Annotated in this window: 14 protein-coding genes; 4 read left to right on the top strand and 10 right to left on the bottom strand. The window is 67.3% G+C overall.

All coding sequences use genetic code 11. The annotated features are described in order from the left end of the window. Positions 1-28: 28 nt before the first annotated feature. Positions 29-1,186, bottom strand: coding sequence for a saccharopine dehydrogenase family protein (locus GV027_RS03040; protein ID WP_159510951.1), 1,158 nt, complete (start codon positions 1,184-1,186; stop codon positions 29-31). Positions 1,187-1,287: 101 nt separating this feature from the next. On the opposite strand from GV027_RS03040, the gene GV027_RS03035 reads away from it, so the two are divergent. Beyond that, positions 1,288-1,638 carry a TfoX/Sxy family protein gene (locus GV027_RS03035; protein ID WP_159510950.1) on the top strand — a complete coding sequence of 117 codons (351 nt, stop codon included), beginning with the start codon at positions 1,288-1,290 and terminating at the stop codon, positions 1,636-1,638. Here GV027_RS03035 and GV027_RS03030 read toward each other — a convergent pair. Further along, the gene (locus GV027_RS03030) at positions 1,635-3,410 is read right to left on the bottom strand and encodes an ABC transporter transmembrane domain-containing protein (protein ID WP_159510949.1); all 1,776 of its coding nucleotides are present in this window, start codon (positions 3,408-3,410) and stop codon (positions 1,635-1,637) included. The two genes, GV027_RS03035 and GV027_RS03030, sit on opposite strands and share 4 nt — an antisense overlap. A 185-nt stretch (positions 3,411-3,595) precedes the next feature. Between GV027_RS03030 and GV027_RS03025 the strand changes: the two genes are divergently transcribed. Continuing rightward, a complete protein-coding gene (locus tag GV027_RS03025) occupies positions 3,596-4,828 on the top strand; it encodes a polyhydroxyalkanoate depolymerase (RefSeq protein ID WP_159510948.1) in 1,233 nt (410 codons plus the stop codon). Between the two features lie 69 nt (positions 4,829-4,897). On the opposite strand, the gene GV027_RS03020 is transcribed toward GV027_RS03025, so the two are convergent. The 3 genes from GV027_RS03020 to GV027_RS03010 all read right to left on the bottom strand — a co-directional run bounded on the left by GV027_RS03020 (position 4,898) and on the right by GV027_RS03010 (position 7,148). Next, complete coding sequence (locus GV027_RS03020; RefSeq protein ID WP_159510947.1) at positions 4,898-5,380, bottom strand: pyridoxamine 5'-phosphate oxidase family protein; 483 nt, start codon at positions 5,378-5,380, stop codon at positions 4,898-4,900. A gap of 78 nt (positions 5,381-5,458) precedes the next feature. Beyond that, on the bottom strand, positions 5,459-6,637 hold the full coding sequence (locus GV027_RS03015; RefSeq protein ID WP_159510946.1) for an acetyl-CoA C-acyltransferase: 1,179 nt from the start codon (positions 6,635-6,637) through the stop codon (positions 5,459-5,461). A gap of 52 nt (positions 6,638-6,689) precedes the next feature. Then, positions 6,690-7,148, bottom strand: coding sequence for a MaoC family dehydratase (locus GV027_RS03010; RefSeq protein ID WP_082451336.1), 459 nt, complete (start codon positions 7,146-7,148; stop codon positions 6,690-6,692). A gap of 133 nt (positions 7,149-7,281) precedes the next feature. Here GV027_RS03010 and putA point away from each other — a divergent pair, with 133 nt between their 5' ends. After that, on the top strand, positions 7,282-10,332 hold the full coding sequence (putA, locus tag GV027_RS03005) for a bifunctional proline dehydrogenase/L-glutamate gamma-semialdehyde dehydrogenase PutA (protein WP_236559302.1): 3,051 nt from the start codon (positions 7,282-7,284) through the stop codon (positions 10,330-10,332). A 320-nt stretch (positions 10,333-10,652) separates the two neighbouring features. Here the strand turns inward: putA and GV027_RS03000 are convergent, their stop codons facing one another. Together GV027_RS03000 and GV027_RS02995 are read right to left on the bottom strand one after the other, a co-directional pair. After that, on the bottom strand, positions 10,653-11,828 hold the full coding sequence (locus tag GV027_RS03000; protein WP_159510944.1) for a mechanosensitive ion channel family protein: 1,176 nt from the start codon (positions 11,826-11,828) through the stop codon (positions 10,653-10,655). Positions 11,829-11,839: 11 nt separating this feature from the next. Beyond that, positions 11,840-12,871 (bottom strand): DNA topoisomerase IB, encoded by a 1,032-nt coding sequence (locus GV027_RS02995; protein WP_236559026.1) that lies wholly within the window; start codon positions 12,869-12,871, stop codon positions 11,840-11,842. Between the two features lie 86 nt (positions 12,872-12,957). On the opposite strand from GV027_RS02995, the gene GV027_RS02990 reads away from it, so the two are divergent. Next, entirely contained in the window at positions 12,958-13,521 is a 564-nt protein-coding gene (locus tag GV027_RS02990) for a type 1 glutamine amidotransferase domain-containing protein (protein WP_031394328.1), read from the top strand. A gap of 36 nt (positions 13,522-13,557) precedes the next feature. On the opposite strand, the gene GV027_RS02985 is transcribed toward GV027_RS02990, so the two are convergent. From GV027_RS02985 to GV027_RS02975, 3 genes are read right to left on the bottom strand one after another with little or no spacing between them, the layout of a single operon-like run. Further along, the gene (locus tag GV027_RS02985) at positions 13,558-14,649 is read right to left on the bottom strand and encodes an acyltransferase family protein (protein ID WP_159510943.1); all 1,092 of its coding nucleotides are present in this window, start codon (positions 14,647-14,649) and stop codon (positions 13,558-13,560) included. Beyond that, complete coding sequence (locus tag GV027_RS02980) at positions 14,646-15,989, bottom strand: putative O-glycosylation ligase, exosortase A system-associated (protein WP_159512697.1); 1,344 nt, start codon at positions 15,987-15,989, stop codon at positions 14,646-14,648. Before GV027_RS02980 ends, GV027_RS02985 begins: the two co-directional genes overlap by 4 nt. Beyond that, positions 15,982-16,236 (bottom strand): hypothetical protein, encoded by a 255-nt coding sequence (locus GV027_RS02975; protein ID WP_159510942.1) that lies wholly within the window; start codon positions 16,234-16,236, stop codon positions 15,982-15,984. Before GV027_RS02975 ends, GV027_RS02980 begins: the two co-directional genes overlap by 8 nt. Positions 16,237-16,246: the final 10 nt, after the last annotated feature.

The raw sequence follows: 16,246 nt of genomic DNA, 5'->3' as shown, positions 1-16,246 counted from the left end.
TTATATCAAATGTTTACGCCGTGATCGCTCAGCTGGTGACGAAGGTCAGCCCGGCATGCGCGATCAGCCGGTCGCGCAGTTTGGCGCCCATCAGCGCGCCCGGCGTCCAGATGCCGCCATCGCCCGCGACATCGCGCACGAGGCAGATCGCCGATTCCGCGATCATCTTGCTGGTCGATCCATAGCCCGGGTCGCGGTCGCCCGTCACGACCGTGTCGATGCGGCTGCCATCGGGCATGATCCCTGCGAACAGCAGATCGTAATGGCCTTCATCGCGTTCGGCTTTGGAGGGGCCTTCGCCGGGCTTCGGGCCCTTGTCGCCCGCGAAGGGATTGAACTTCGCGATCGCCTCCGCCGCGGCCTTGCCCATGTCGCCGAGCCCCGCGACCATCATCTCCTCATAGACGAAGTCCGCGCCATACGCCTCGCCGAGCAGGAAATTCGTGCGGTGGACGTTCTTGGTGTTGATCGGCGCCATCACGAACGGTGCGACCCAGGTCTGGAGCGTCGAGTCATATTCGGGGAGCAGCCCGCTCGGCTGATGCGGCCCGGTGAAGCCGGGGGTGAGTGCGAACGGGCTGGTCAGCAGCTTGACGATACCGGGATCGCGCGCGGCGGCGGCGAGCGTCGCCTTGAGGCTGGCCGCGGTGCCGCCGGAGAAGGTGCCCTTCATCGTTCGGACGCGGCCCTTCACGCGCGGCGCGGGACTGCCGTAACGCGCCCTGGCCGCCTCCTGGAGCGTGAGCACGCCGAGATCGAACGGGATGCTGTCGAAGCCGCAGGAGAAGACGATCCGGGCGCCGGTGCGCGTGGCCTCTCCCTCATGTGCGTCGATCATGTGGCGCATCCAGGCGGGTTCGCCGCACAGATCGACATAGGCGGTGCCCGATGCGGCGCAGGCGGCGACGAGGTCGGAGCCGTAGAGCTGGTAGGGCCCGACGGTCGAGATCACGACGGTCGCGCGCTCGACCATCGCGCGCAGGCTTGCCGGATCGGCCGAGTCGGCGGTGATGAGCGGCGTGTCGGCGCGCGCGCCGATCAGGTCGCGAACCTCCTCGAGCTTGGCGCGCGATCGCCCGGCCATCGCCCAGTTGAGGCCGGTCGGATAGGCCTGGACCAGATATTCGGCGACCAGCCGGCCGGTGAAGCCGGTCGCGCCATAGATGACGATGTCGAAGTCGCGCATGTCCATCTCCCGTTTTGTCGCAAGTCTGCCCCGACCGGCGCCGCCCCGCAAGCGAAACGCCGCGTCTCGTCAAGGCGGGGCGGATCTGGCAGGATCGGGCAATGGCCTCCGACCCGAGCATCGTCGCGTTCATCGTCGAGCAGATCGCCGCCGCGGGCGATGTCGCCGCGCGGCCGATGTTCGGCGAATATGGCGTCTATTGCGACGGGCGGATGGTCGCGCTGATCTGCGACGACCGGCTGTTCCTCAAGCCGACCCCGGGCGGGCGCGCGTTCGCGGGCAACGACGGCGCAGCGGTCGAGGAGGCATCGCCCTATCCGGGGGCGAAACCCTGTCTGGTGATCGACGCGGATCGCTGGGACGATGCCGACTGGATGGCCGAGATCGTCCGGATCTCGGCCGCCGAGCTGCCATTGCCCAAGCCAAAGCGCGCGAAACCGCCGAAGGGCTAGGCCGCGTCGTTGAACTGCAGGCTGGCGAGCCGGGCATAGAGGCCGCTGTTGGTCATCAGCGCGCCGTGCGAGCCCTCCTCGACGATCTGGCCGTCGTTCATCACGATGATCCGTTCGGCGGCGCGGACGGTTGCAAGGCGGTGCGCGATGACGAGCGTGGTGCGGTTCGCCATGAGCCGTTCGAGCGCCTCCTGGACGAGCCGTTCGCTCTCAGCGTCGAGCGCGCTGGTCGCCTCGTCGAGCAGCAGAATCGGGGCATCGCGAAGCAGCGCGCGCGCGATCGTCACGCGCTGGCGCTGGCCGCCCGACAGCCGCGCGCCGCCCTCGCCGAGGAAGGTGTCGAGTCCTTCGGGGAGCTTGCGGAGGAATTCGGCGGCGTTGGCGGCCTCGGCGGCGGCCCAGAGCTGGTCGTCGGTTGCGGTCCAGTCGCCATAGCGGAGATTGTCGCGCGCCGAGGCGCCGAAGATCACGGTTTCCTGCGGCACCATCGCGATCCGGGCGCGGACCGCGGCGGGATCGGCATCGCGCAGGTCGACGCCGTCGAGCGTCACGCGACCCGCATCGGGATCGTAGAAGCGCTGGACGAGCTGGAACAGCGTGGTCTTGCCCGCGCCCGAGGGGCCGACGACCGCGACCGTCTCGCCCGGCCTGATGTCGAGCGAGAAGCCGTTGAGCGCGGCGACGTCGCGACGGGTGGGGTAATGGAACCGGACGCCCTCGAAGGCGAGCGCACCGCGCGACGGCTGTGGCAGCGCGACGGGCACGGCGGGCGGCGCGATCTCGGGCGTCTCGCGGAGCAGTTCGGACAGCCGCCCCGCGGCACCCGCGCCGCGCAGCAGATCGCCATAGACCTCGGTCAGCGCTCCGAAGGCGCCCGCGACGATCCCGCCGGTGAGGACGAAGGCGGCGATCGCGCCGCCGCTGATCCGCCCGGCGGCGACGTCGACCGCGCCTTCCCACAGCACCAGCGTGATCGAGCCGAACAGCAGGCCGATGACGATCGCGGTCATGATCGCGCGCAACAGGATCCGCGCGCGCGCCGCGGCGAAGGTCGCGCGCACCGCGTCGCCGAAGCGGGTCGCCTCGCGGTCTTCCTGCCCGAACGCCTGCACGACCTTCATCGCGCCGAGCGTCTCGGTGGCGATCGAGCCGACATCGGCGACGCGGTCCTGCGAGGTGCGCGAGTAATTGCGGACGCGCTTGCCGAGCAGCGCGATCGGCAGGACGATCAGGGGGATGCCGATCATCAGCAGCCCGGCGAGCTTGGGCGAGATCGCGAACAGATAGATCAACCCGCCGACCCCGGTGAAGGTGTTGCGCAGCGCGATCGAGACGGTGCTGCCGACGACCTGGTCGATCAGCGCGGTGTCCGAGGTCAGCCGCGAGGCGATCTCGGACGGGCGATTCTCCTCGAAGAAGCGCGGCGTCAGGGTGAGCAGGTGACGCTGGACCGTGGTGCGGATGTCCGCGACGACTCGTTCGCCGAGCCATGACACATAATAGAAGCGCACCGCAGTCGCGACCGCGAGCACCACGACGATCATGAGCAGGTAATGGAACGAGGTCCCGACCGATCCGCTCGCGCCCGGGCCGAAGCCGCGGTCGATCACGCGCTTGAAGCCGTACGGTATGCCGATCGTCGCGGCCGAGGTGGTTACCAGCGCGAGTCCCGCAAAGGTGATCTGGCGCGGATAGTTCGCGGCGTGTCGCCACACCATTGCAAGGTCGCCGATCCGGCGGGGCGTCTTTTCGTCGAGTATCGGCTTGGCCATGGCGGATCGCCTAGCAGCGGCGGGGGTCGCGCTCAACGGCAACCGCATGACGGCCGGGACGTTGGACGAGCAGGACGCGCACGGGTTTGGGACACGCGCGCGCCTGCGTCCCGGCAATGCTCTGTTGCGCGGCAGCATAATTGCGTTACGGAAATGTTAACCCCTTTTGGGGTAGAGGATACCGAATGCTCTACGATGCCTATGAATTCCAGCGGTCGATGATGGCAGGTGCCAGCAGAATGGCCAGTTTCGGGGCGGGAATGCTGAACAATCCAGCAAACCCATTCGCCTATTTGGGCGGCGGCGCGGTCGTCGGATCGGCGCTGGAGGTGTTCGCGCACGTCAATGCGACTCGCGGGAAGCCGGCGTTCGGCCTCGACCACACGATCATCGACGGACGCGAATTCGCGGTCCGTGAGGAGATCGTGCTGCGCAAGGATTTCGGCCAGCTCAAGCGGTTCGTGCGGGAGGGCGTCGAGGGCGGCCCCAAGCTGCTGATCGTCGCGCCCATGTCGGGGCATTATGCGACGCTGCTGCGCGGCACGGTCGAGCGGATGCTGCCGTTCGCCGACGTGTACATCACCGACTGGCGCGACGCGCGCAGCGTTCCGCTGTCCGCCGGACGGTTCGATCTCGACGATTATATCGATTATGTGATCGCGTTCCTCGAGGCGATCGGCGCGAACGAGGGGCAGGGCGGTACGCATATGCTGGCGGTCTGCCAGCCGTCGGTGCCCTGCTATGCCGCGGCGGCGCTGATGAGCGCGGACGGCAATCCGTGCCGGCCGAAGACGCTGACGCTGATGGGCGGGCCGGTCGATACGCGCGAGGCGCCGACCGCGGTCAACACGCTGGCGACCGAGCGTCCGCATACGTGGTTCGAACAGAATGTCATCGCGACGGTGCCGGCGAATTACCCGGGAGCGGGGCGCAAGGTCTATCCGGGCTTCCTGCAGCTGGCCGGCTTCATGTCGATGAACCTCGGCAACCACATGGTCTCGCACTGGGAGATGTATAAGCATCTCGTCCAGGGCGACGGCGAGAGCGCGATGGCGAGCAAGGGGTTCTACGAGGAATATCGCTCGGTCTGCGACATGACCGCCGAATTCTATCTGCAGACGATCGACGTGGTGTTCCAGACGCACGCGCTGCCGCGCGGGTTGCTGACCCACCGCGGACGGCCGGTCGATCCGGCGGCGATCACCGACATCGGCCTGCTGGCGATAGAGGGCGAGCGCGACGATATTTCGGGGTTGGGGCAGACCAAGGCCGCGCTGTCGCTGGCGACCGCTCTTCCCGAGGCAAAGAAGCGGTATCTGATGGCCGAGGGGGCCGGTCATTACGGGATCTTCAACGGATCGCGCTGGCGCAACACGATCGCGCCGGTGGTCGAGGAGTTCATCACCGCGAACGGATAACTATCCGCCACTATAAAGGTCGATCGCGACCGCCGGTCCTGAAACCGGCGGTCGCGATCGGTATCTGGGTCAGCCGACCGAGTCGACGACGGCGTGGCTGCTCGACTCGCTCGACGTGATCGTGCCGCCGAACAGCATCTTGACGCGACCGGTCAGCGAGACGTCGGTTTCCCAGAGTTCCGCGCTGTTGATATCGAAGCGCAGCAGCGTGAGGTTGGGGTCTTCCTTGCCGCCCGGAAACCAGGCCTCGACCTGGTTGTTCCACAGCTTGTCGATCTGCGTACGGTCGTTCATCTGCGAGACGGTGCCGGCCATGCACGCGAAGAAATCATGCCCCTTGCCGACGAACTGCGCCATCGCCGCGCCGCCCTTGGCGATGCGGTTGTCGCGACCGGCGAAGAAGAACAGCACGTTGGGCTGATCGTCGTCGAGCTGTGCGGTCATCGGCTCGGAATGCTGGCCGTCGTCGAGGCCGATCATCACGAACGGGCTGGACTTCAGCTTGTCGAGGAAGGTGTTCGCGACTTCCTGCGGGGTATCCTTGTCGGCCATCGTCGTTCTCCTATTGGCTTGGATTGCCACAGAGAACGGGCGGGGCGGAGGATGGTTGCCACCGCCGCCCCGCGAGCATCACAGGACTTCGAACAGGCCCGCCGCGCCCATGCCGCCGCCGACGCACATCGTCACGACGACATGCTTTGCGCCGCGGCGCTTGCCCTCGATCAGCGCATGGCCGGTCGCGCGCGCGCCGGTCATGCCGTAGGGATGGCCGATCGAGATCGCGCCGCCGCTGACGTTGAGCAGTTCGTCGGGAATGCCGAGCGTGTCGCGGCAATAGAGGACCTGGACCGCGAACGCCTCGTTCAGCTCCCAGAGGCCGATATCGTCCATCTTGAGGCCGAAGCGCTTGAGCAGCTTGGGGATCGCGACGACCGGGCCGATCCCCATCTCGTCGGGTTCGGTGCCGCCGACCGCCATGCCGATATAGCGGCCGAGCGGCTGGAGCCCGCGCTGCGACGCGATCTTCTCCTCCATCAGCACCGAGGCGGACGACCCGTCGGACAGCTGGCTGGCATTGCCCGCGGTGATCGTCATGTCGGGGCCCATCACGGGTTTCAGCGACTGGAGGCCCTCGAGCGTCGTGTCGGCGCGATTGCCCTCGTCGCGGGCGATCGTCACCTCCTTGTAGGTGACGTCCTTGGTCTCCTTGTTGACGATCGCCATGTTCGCGGTGACGGGGACGATCTCGGCGTCGTAATGGCCCGCGGCCTGCGCGGCGGCGGTGCGCTGCTGCGACTGGAGTGCGTAGGCGTCCATCGCGTCGCGCGTGATGCCGTAGCGCTTGGCGACGACCTCGGCGGTCTGGAGCATCGGCATATAGACGTCGCGGTGCATCGCGAGCAGTTCGGGATCTGGGGCGACGCGCATCTGCGGCGTCTGGACGAGGCTGATGCTCTCGACCCCGCCACCGATGGTGATGTCCATCTGGTCGGTGATGATCTGCTTGGCGGCGGTGGCGATCGCCATCAGCCCGCTGGCGCACTGGCGGTCGAGCGACATGCCGCTGACGGTCGTCGGCAGCCCGGCGCGGAGCAGCGAGGTGCGCGCGATGTTGCCCGCCTGATGCCCCTGTTGCAGCGCGCAGCCGAAGACGACGTCGTCGACTTCGCCCCCGTCGATCCCGGCGCGTTCGACCGCGGCCTTGATCGAATGCGAGGCGAGCGTCGGCGCGGGGGTGTTGTTGAACGCACCGCGATAGGCGCGGCCGATCGGGGTGCGGGCGGTGGAGACGATAACGGCTGAACGCATGATGCTATCCTTTTTTCTGAAGTCCCCTCCCGCAAGCGCGAGGGGAGCGGTATCAAACGAAAACCTGGCTGATCCATTCGGCGATCAGGGCGGGCTTGTCCTGGCCCTCGATCTCGACCGCGAAGCTGTTGGTCTGCTGCCACTGGCCGGGGCGCTTCTCGTCGAACGACAGCAGCTTGAAGCGGCCGCGGACCTTCGATCCCGACCGGACGGGCGTGAGGAAGCGGACCGAATTGCCGCCGTAATTGACGCCCATCTTCGCGCCCTCGATGGTCGGTGCGTCGGGGATCTTCGACGACAGGAGCGGCATCAGCGAGAGCGTGAGGAAGCCGTGCGCGATCGTCCCGCCGAACGGGGTCTGCGCCGCGCGGGCGGGATCGACATGGATGAACTGATGGTCGCCGGTGGCGTCGGCGAATTTGTCGATCATGCCTTGCGTGACCTCGACCCAGTCGGACAGCGTCTCGGTGCCGACGCGGTTCTGCATCTCGGCAGTGGTGATCGTCGCCACGGCATTCCCCTCCTAGCCTGTTTGGCGCTAAGCGCAGCGACGTCTCTAGGCGTACAGGCTGGCCGACCGCAAGCCTCACCCAACCGGAAGCTGGAAAATGTCGACTGCCGTAACGTCCAATGCCCGTAACACCATGGCAAAGCTGTACCGCGCAAGCGAACCCGATGTTCTAAAACCGCTGCTGGAGCGTGCCGCGCTCGATTCGGATTCGCGCGAGCGGGTGATGGGTCATGCGCTCGGCCTGCTCGCCGATCTGCGCGCGGCGCAGAGCAAGGGCTGGGTGAACCAGTTCCTCCAGGAATATCGGCTGAATTCGTCGGAAGGGGTCGCGTTGCTCAGCCTCGCCGAGGCGTTCCTGCGCGTGCCCGATCCCGAGACCGCGGACCTGCTGATCGCCGACAAGCTGGGCGATGCCGACTGGCGTGCGCATGCGGGCAAGTCGAACTCGAAGCTCGTCAACTCGGCGACCTGGGGGCTGGTGGTCGGCCGCGTGCTGGTCGGCGAGGGTGCGACCGGGCCGCTGCGCCGGCTGATCAGCCGTGCTGGCGAGCCGTTCGTGCGGCAGGCGGTGGGTGCCGCGATGAAAATGATGGGCGAGATCTTCGTGATGGGCCGGACCATCGACGAGGCGATGAAGCGGATGCGGCGGCCGGAGAACAAGGGCTTCACCGCGAGCTTCGACATGCTGGGCGAGGCGGCGCGGACGCATGCCGATGCGCAGCGCTATTTCCAGGCCTATGTCGGTGCGGTCGATGCGGTCGGGCGTGACCCGGCGGCGGGGCATTCGATCTCGGTAAAGCTGTCCGCGCTGCACCCGCGCTACGAGGTCGCGCGGTGGAGCGAGTGCGTGCCCGCGCTGACCGAGATGCTCGAAGCACTGGCGGTGCAGGCCGCATCGAAGGGCATCGCGCTGACCGTCGATGCGGAGGAGTCCGAGCGGCTCGAGATGAGCCTCGACATCATCGGCACGGTCGCCGGGCTGCCGTCGCTGAAGGGCTGGGACGGGTTCGGCATGGCGGTGCAGGCGTACGGCAAGCGCGCGCGGCCGGTAATCGAATGGGCGAACGGGCTCGACCGGGTGATGAACGTGCGGCTGGTCAAGGGCGCGTACTGGGACAGCGAGATCAAGCGGACGCAGGTCGAGGGGCTGGCGGACTATCCGCTGTTCACGCGCAAGGCGGCGACCGACGTGTCGTATCTGGCAGTCGCCAAGGACATGTTGGCGGCGGAGAATATCCGGCCGGCCTTTGCGAGCCACAATGCGCTGACGGTCGCGACGATCATGGAATGGGCGGGCAACAGCCGCGATTTCGAGTTCCAGCGGCTGCACGGCATGGGCGACGGGCTGTACGAGCGGCTGGTGCAGGAGAATGGCTATCATTGCCGCGTCTATGCGCCGGTCGGCGGGCACCGCGACCTGCTGGCGTATCTGGTCCGGCGGCTGCTGGAGAATGGGGCGAATTCGAGCTTCGTGCATCAACTGGCGGACGAGCGGCTGACCGAGGGGGAGATCCTCGCGGATCCGGTGGCGAAGATCGCGGCGGTCGGGGGCAAGCGGCATCCGAGCATTCCGTTGCCAGTCGACCTGTTCGGGGCGGGCGGGCACCGGAATTCGGCGGGGCTCGATCTGAGTGACGTGGATACGCTGGCGGCGACCGTTAAGGTGGTGAATGCGCCGGTCGCTTCGTCAGGGCACCACCCCGGCGAAGGCCGGGGCCCAGTTGGGGGCGGTGATGTGACGGAGGACGGCGCGTCGTCACGACAGCCTTCCCAACTGGACCCCGGCCTTCGCCGGGGGGGAGCAGAAGGGTCGGGCGGGGATCAGGTCACGGCCGCGATCACCCGCGCGCATGCGGCGTTTCCGGGCTGGTCGCGGTCGCCGGTGGAGGAGCGGGCGGCGTGTCTCGACCGGCTGGCCGACCTGCTCGAGACGCATCGCGACGAGCTGATGGCGATCTGTGTGCAGGAGGCGTTCAAGACGATCCCGGACGCGATCGGCGAGGTGCGCGAGGCGGTCGATTTCTGTCGTTATTATGCGCATCAGGCGCGCGCGAAGCTGCAGCCGATCGAGCTGCCGGGGCCGACGGGCGAGCGCAACATGCTGCATATCGAGGGGCGCGGGGTCTGGGCGACGATCGCGCCGTGGAACTTCCCGCTGGCGATCTTCCTGGGGCAGACGGTGGCGGCGCTCGTCACGGGCAATGCGGTGGTGGCCAAGCCCGCGCCGCAGACGCCGCGGATCGCCGCGCGGGCAGTCGAGCTCGCGCACGAAGCCGGCGTGCCGGCCGACGTGCTGGTCCTGGTCACGGGCGGGCCGGAGGTCGGCGCGGCGCTGACCGCGGACGCGCGGATCCAGGGCGTCGCGTTTACGGGGTCGACCGCGACCGCGCGCAGAATCGCACGCGCACTGCTCGAGGACGACAGCCGGCCGATCGTCCCGCTGATCGCGGAGACCGGCGGGATCAACGCGATGATCGTCGATTCGACCGCGCTGCCCGAACAGGTGGTGGCGGACGTGATCGCCTCGTCCTTCCGCTCGGCGGGACAGCGTTGCTCGGCGCTGCGGCTGTTGCTGGTGCAGGAGGATATCGCGGACGGCGTGATCGAGATGCTGTCGGGCGCGATGGACACGCTGAGGATCGGCCGTGCGGGCGATCCGGCGACCGATGTCGGGCCGGTGATTGACCAAGCCGCCTATGACCGGCTGATGGCGTATCGCGCGCGGGTGGCGGCGAAGACCGTCAAGACGCTCGACGTGCCCGCGGACGGCCTGTTCGTGCCGCCGACTCTGGTGCGGATCGGCGCGATCGAGGATCTGAACGAGGAGTGGTTCGGGCCGATCCTCCATGTCGCGACCTGGGAGGCGGGCAAGCTGAGCGAGACGATCGCGCGGGTCAACGCCAAGGGCTACGGCCTGACGATGGGGCTGCACAGCCGGATCGCGCGCGCGGCCGAGGTGATCGAGGCCGAGGCCGCGGTCGGCAACCTGTACATCAACCGGTCGATGATCGGTGCGGTGGTGGGCTCGCAGCCGTTCGGCGGCGAGGGGCTGTCGGGGACCGGGCCCAAGGCGGGCGGGCCGCGCTATCTCTACCGCTTCTGCGCGGAGCGCGCGGTGTCGGTGGATACGACGTCGGCGGGCGGGAATGCGACGTTGCTGTCGCTGGATGAGGGCGGGATCTGAGGGGGGGCTTCGCCTATTTTCCTTCGCCTCGTCATCCTCGCGAAGGCGGGGATCCATAGTGGCTGGCGGTGGGGGGTATCTCGACCTGTTGAGTATATGGATCCCCGCCTTCGCGGGGATGACGTAGGGGGGTGGGCTGCACCTTACACGAGGCCTGCCGCGCTTTCTTCGTCCTCCCCGGCGGAGGCCGGGGCCCAGTTGGGGGACGTGATTGACGACGGGTGCGTTCCGTTACTGCAGCCTCACCAACTGGGCCCCGGCCTTCGCCGGGGAGGGGTACTGGGTTGGTGTGGCGAGCACGTTCAGACCGGGGAGCGGCGTCAGGTGGATGGTGAATCCGCGCGCGACTGTTGCACCTCCGGGAATGGCATCACCATCGACCCGTCCGGGGCGGCGGTGAGGTTGACCTGGGTGGGGAAGGCGATCTCGATCTTCTCGTCGTTGAACCGCTGGAGGATCGCGATGCCGACGGCGGTGCGGCCGTTGTAGAAGCTGGCATAGTCGGGGCCGTCGCTGTCGAACTGGACCTCGAAATCGAGGCTTGATGCGCCGAAGCCGGTGAAGCCTGCACGAACGAAGATCTTGCCCTGCGCCTCGACCACGTCCTTCAGCATGTCGGGAATGCGCGCGCAGATTTCGGCGGGGGTGAAATAGGTGACGCCGATGATGAATTTCGCGCGGCGGTGGTTGCGCTGCGTGTTGTTGAGGATCTCCTTGTTGAGGAGGTTCTTGTTCGAGATGACGCGCTCCTCGCCATCGATGCCGCGGATGCGGGTCGATTTCAGGCCGATCGCTTCGACGCTGCCCGAGGCGGTGTCGTAGCTGATCGAATCGCCGCGGCGGAACGGACGGTCGAAGATGATCGCGAGCGCGGCGAACAGATCGGCGAAGATGCCCTGCGCGGCCAGACCGATCGCGATGCCGCCGACACCGAGGCCCGCGACGAGCCCGGTCACGTTGACGCCGAGATTGTCGAGCACGACGACCATCGTTACCGCGAACACGACGAAGGTGACGAGCAGGCGGATCAGCCCCATCGCCGAGAGCAGCGCCTCACCCGAATAATGTTCGGACTGGGTGCGGTGCTCGATCGCGCCGAGGATGATCTCGCGCACCCAGACCGCGACCTGGAACACCGCGGCGACGGTGAAGAGGAAATTGACCGTGGTCGCGACCTCGCCCGGTGCGGCGGAATAGCCGTCGACGAGCTTGGCGGCGAGCATGACGATGAAGAAGTTGCTGGTCCGCGAGACCGCCTTGCCGACGACGATACCCCAGCCGTTGAGCGCGCGCGGGCGTTCGCACAGCCGGCTGCCGAAACGCCGGGCGGTATGCAGCGCGAGGACGATCAGCGCGCCGGCGCCGAACGCTATCAGGATCTGCAGCCAATAGGCCTGGACCCAAGCGAGGCTGGCGGTGACAAAGCCCTGTGCCTGGCTGCCGACATCGCTCGCGTTGAAGATGGGGGCTTTGGCGACGCTGTTCGTATTGGACATCTGGATACTCGTCAGGCCGCGACGGCGATTGTCGCGGGGGTGCCGGCTTCGAGGAAGGCGATCAGGCCGCATTCCTCCCGGCTGAGATAGCGCTTGGCGCGCGGGAGGCGGAGCGCCTTGCGGAAGGTCGACTGCCCCTGCTTGACGAGGTCGATCAGGGCGGGGTGGACATAGCTTTTCCGCGCGATGGCATGCGTGTTGCCGAGCCGCGCGACGACCGGCTCGAGCATCGCCTTCAGGCTGAGATCGCGCTCGGCCGAGGCAAGCGCCTCGAACGCGGCGACGCTGGCTGCCCAGGTGCGGAAGTGCTTGGCGGTGAAGTCGGTCCCGGTGACCGCCTGGATATAGGCGTTGACGTCGCTCGACGTGACGGGATGCGCGACGCCGTCATCGTCGAGCCAGGCGAAGAGATGCTGTTCGTCGAGATCCTGGCATTTCTTCACGAAGCTGCTGAGCGAGCGATCGGTGATCCTGAGCGTCCGCATCTTGCCCGACTTGCCCTTATATTCGAGCCGGAGCGTGGCGCCCTTAACCGCGCCGTGGCGCTTGCGGAGCGTCGTCGCGCCGAAACTCTCGTTCGCGGCGGCATAGGCCTCGTTCCCGATGCGGATATGCCCGCCGTCGAGCAGGCGGAGGACCGCGGCGACGGCGCGGTCACGGCTGAGTGAGCGTTTGCGCAGATCGGCCTCGACCGCCTTGCGCAGCTTCGGGAGGGCGAGACCGAAATCGGCGCAGCGTTCGTATTTCGCGGCGTCCTGCGCTTCGCGGAAGCCGGCGTGGTAGCGATATTGCTTGCGACCCTTCTCGTCCCAGCCGACCGCCTGGATGTGACCATTGGGCTTCGGGCAGAACCAGGCGTTGGTATAAGCGGGGGGCAGGCCGACCGCGTTGAGCCGGTCGATTTCGTCGCGGTCGGTGATGCGGGTGCCCGATGCGTCCCAATAGCCCCAGCCGGCGCGCATCTTGCGGCGGGAAATGCCGGGCTTGCTGTCATCTGAATATACGAGTCTGCTGGGCAACGCGTCGCTCCTTCCGGCCGACATTCGAAATGTTCGGGCGGGCGCATCGTTCCGGAACGACCCGCGCGGCGCGGGGTTGAGGGGGCACGGGATTTCACTGGAGACATGACATGGCCGATCTTTCCCAGGCACGCATTCTGATCCTCGCCACCGACGGTTTCGAGACCGTCGAGCTGTTCGAACCCAAGAAGGCGCTCGAGGCGGTGGGCGCGAAGGTGACGCTCGCGTCGATCAAGACCGACCCGATCCAGGGCATGAAGGGCGACATCAACAAGGCGGAGACGATCACCCCCGAGTTGACGCTCGACGAGGTCGATACCGACGATTACGACGCGCTGGTGCTGCCCGGCGGCGTCGCCAATCCGGACGCGATGCGCGTCCAGGAGCGCGCGATCGAGATCATCACCGAGTTCATGGAGGACGGCAAGATCGTCGCGGCGATCTGTCATGCGCCCTGGCTGCTGGCCGAGGCGGATGTGATCGACGGGCGGCGGTTGACGAGCTTTCCGTCGATCCGCACCGATCTGGAGAATGCCGGCGCGGACGTGGTCGACGAGGAGGTCGTGGTCGACGACAATCTGATTACCAGCCGCAAGCCCGACGACATCCCCGCGTTCAACAAGGCGATCATCGCCGCGCTCGAGGAAGAACTGGCGGACGAGCCGGTCGACTGACGCTCGACGGCCAGAGGCGACGAGATACAGGGGGGGTCAGCGCGTTTGCTGGCCCCTTTTTGGTGTTTGTCCAACGCGGTTGATCCAGGCTTGCGCGGGCCGCTCGACGCCGTGGTACAGCGCGAGGGAGGCCAGCAGGATCCCGATGAGAAGCGCGCCGATCAGGAGCGGCGGCACCGCGACCGCTCTGGCGACGAACGCCATCTTGAACGCGGTCCAGAGCAGCGAATGGCTGAGATAGGTCGAAAAGCTGATCTCGCCGAGACTGTGCAGCGGCCAGGAGGCGAGCGGGTTGCGGGGCCGATTGGAGGTCAGCGCGAGCGCGAGCAGGAGCGCCGCGAGCGCGGCCGGTATCGCGACGATCTCGTTCAGAAGGCCGGTTGCGAAGCTCGCAAAGCCCAAGCTGCTGACGCACACTGCCGCGACGAGTGCGCGCCGGGGCTGCTCGCGGTGGCGCAGCCAAAGGGCTGCGACCGCGGTGCCTGCTGCGAATTCGGTGACGCAGCGCAGGACGCCGAACCAGGGGATCGCCTGGCCGAGCGTCGTCATGCCGTTCGATCGCATCACGTAAGCGAGCAGGCCCAGCGCGACGGCGATCGCCCCGATCAGGCCGAGTGTCGGGACGCGTCGCCAGTCGATGACGAGCGGGAGCAGCGGGAAGGCGAGATAGGCGAACATCTCGCTGGAGATCGACCAGGCGGGATCATTCCAGTCGAGCGCGGTGATGCCGAACCAGTCGCGCGTCATCGGCCAGTTCTGAAGCAGGAGGATATGCACCGGCAAGCGGTCGAGCGGGAAGCGCGGGTCGGGCGGTCGTCCGGTCAGCGCGAGCGCAGCGACGATGAGCAGCGCGAAACCGAGCATGACGAGGTGGAGCGGCCAGATCCGCGCGACCCGGCGGCGCAGGAAGCCGGGGATGGCGCGCCAGCGCTGCACGGCGATCCGGTCGGCATAGCTCAGCCAGATCACGAAGCCCGAAAGCAGGAAGAAGAAGTCGACCGCGAGATAGCCCTTGGCGAGAACGCGCTCCACGCCGTCGGACACGCCGAGCGCGGCGCGGAGATGGAACAGCACGACGAACCAGGCGGCGACGCCGCGCGCGCCGGTCAGCGCCTGGAGTTCCGTCATGCCGGCAGGGGGCCGGGGGCGGGACGACGCATCGGCCGGAAGCTCGCGTCGCGGCGCTTGCGCCCGAGATAGGTGTCGAGCCCGATCTGCGCGCCGATCAACATGTAGATGAACGGCTGGAACGCGATCGCGATGAACGCCGCGCCGAGCAGATAGACGAGATGGCCGCTCTGCAGCGCGGCGGCGAGCGGACCAGCCCAGGCGAACTCTCCCACGGGATCGCGGTAGCGGCGGCGCAGTATCTCCATCCGGACGAGGCCGCCCAGATTGAGGACCAGCCACAGCGCGAGCCCGAAATAGCCCTGTTCGCCAAGCATCTCGAAATAGGCGCTGTGATAGGCGCGCGCCTTGTCTTCCTCTACCCGACCCGGCGTCGCAGCACCGGTGCCGGCGAGGTCGTAGCGGATGCGGTTGCCGCGATACGCCTCGAACCCGCCGCCGAACGGATGCGATTTCGCATAGTCGATCGTCCACTGCCACACCGCGATCCGGGTCGAGGCGGATTCGTCGGCCTGGTAGGTCTTGATCGTGTTCATGCGGTCGGTGAAGGTCGAGGGCAGGAAGGGGATCGCGATCAGCCCGAGTGCGGCCAGCCCCGCCAGATACAGTGCCTTGCGCTTGACGACGCGGAGCGACAGGACCGCGAGCAGCGCGATGCAGAGCAGACCGGTGCGCGTCGAGGTGCCGACCGGGATCAGCAGGCAGGCGAAGACGAGCGCGACGCAGAAGCCGCGGACGCGCCAGTCGGGTTTGAAGATCGTCCCGTAGCGCATGAACCAGATAATGATCGGGATGATCGCGACCGCGACCGCGCTGATCGTGCTGCCTTCATAGAGCCCCGAATTATTGTCGACCATCAGGTTCAGCTGGCCATAGCCGCCGCCGCCGCTGGCGATCGTCTTGATCCCGCCGACGATGATGATCGAGGCCGCCGACAGGATCATGAACAGCAGCAGCGCCTCGATCCGGAGCCGGGTGCGCAGCGTCAGCGGCAGGAAGGCGGCAAAGGCGAGCGCCTTCCAGACCCAGTCCCATTTGTCCTTCGCCTCGATCGGGAAGTCGGCGGCGAGCGTGGTCGCCCAGCAATAGAGCAGCAGCACGACGATCAGCAGCTGACGCGGCGCGACGCGGGTGTCGCGCTTGTCGTCGGCGATCAGCCAGCCGCCGACCGCCAGCGCGACCGCGATCAGCGAGATCGGGACGGTGTTGAGCAGCAGATAGGTCAGCCGCTGCGGCGAGACGATGTCGATATAGACATAGGCGAGGACGAGCAGGAACGGACGCCGGAACCCGAGCGCGAAGATCGCACCCAGAAAGGCAATGAAGGCGAGATCACGCACGCGGGCGGCGTCCGTCACGGTCGAGCGTGTCGGTACCCGTGCGATCGTCGTCGGATTTCGGCTCGGAATCGAGATCGGGGCGGCGCAGGAGCAGGATCGCGGCGATCATCATCAGGCCGTGCGTCAGGCCCAGCGCGAAATTGTCGATCATCGGCCCGCCTTTCCGTGTCTGCGCGGTCCCGTTGCCGCCTGTGTCCGTCGCCGCGGCATAGGCCATGGCGGTTGACGCGCCGTTAAGCGCTGTCATGGCAACACGC

This window comes from Sphingomonas sp. T1 (genome assembly GCF_902506585.1).
Taxonomy (GTDB): Bacteria; Pseudomonadota; Alphaproteobacteria; order Sphingomonadales; family Sphingomonadaceae; genus Sphingomonas; species Sphingomonas aerolata.
This window is presented reverse-complemented; position numbering and strand designations above follow the sequence as displayed.

Coding starts and splice junctions, on each gene's coding strand:
- GV027_RS03015 (WP_159510946.1), bottom strand. CDS start 6,637: ATGCGTTCAGCCGTTATCGTCTCCACCGCCCGCACCCCGATCGGCCGC.
- GV027_RS03040 (WP_159510951.1), bottom strand. CDS start 1,186: ATGCGCGACTTCGACATCGTCATCTATGGCGCGACCGGCTTCACCGGC.
- GV027_RS02990 (WP_031394328.1), top strand. CDS start 12,958: ATGGCCGATCTTTCCCAGGCACGCATTCTGATCCTCGCCACCGACGGT.
- GV027_RS03025 (WP_159510948.1), top strand. CDS start 3,596: ATGCTCTACGATGCCTATGAATTCCAGCGGTCGATGATGGCAGGTGCC.
- GV027_RS02975 (WP_159510942.1), bottom strand. CDS start 16,236: ATGACAGCGCTTAACGGCGCGTCAACCGCCATGGCCTATGCCGCGGCG.
- GV027_RS03020 (WP_159510947.1), bottom strand. CDS start 5,380: ATGGCCGACAAGGATACCCCGCAGGAAGTCGCGAACACCTTCCTCGAC.
- GV027_RS02995 (WP_236559026.1), bottom strand. CDS start 12,871: ATGTCGGCCGGAAGGAGCGACGCGTTGCCCAGCAGACTCGTATATTCA.
- putA (WP_236559302.1), top strand. CDS start 7,282: ATGGCAAAGCTGTACCGCGCAAGCGAACCCGATGTTCTAAAACCGCTG.
- GV027_RS03035 (WP_159510950.1), top strand. CDS start 1,288: ATGGCCTCCGACCCGAGCATCGTCGCGTTCATCGTCGAGCAGATCGCC.
- GV027_RS03000 (WP_159510944.1), bottom strand. CDS start 11,828: ATGTCCAATACGAACAGCGTCGCCAAAGCCCCCATCTTCAACGCGAGC.
- GV027_RS03030 (WP_159510949.1), bottom strand. CDS start 3,410: ATGGCCAAGCCGATACTCGACGAAAAGACGCCCCGCCGGATCGGCGAC.
- GV027_RS02985 (WP_159510943.1), bottom strand. CDS start 14,649: ATGACGGAACTCCAGGCGCTGACCGGCGCGCGCGGCGTCGCCGCCTGG.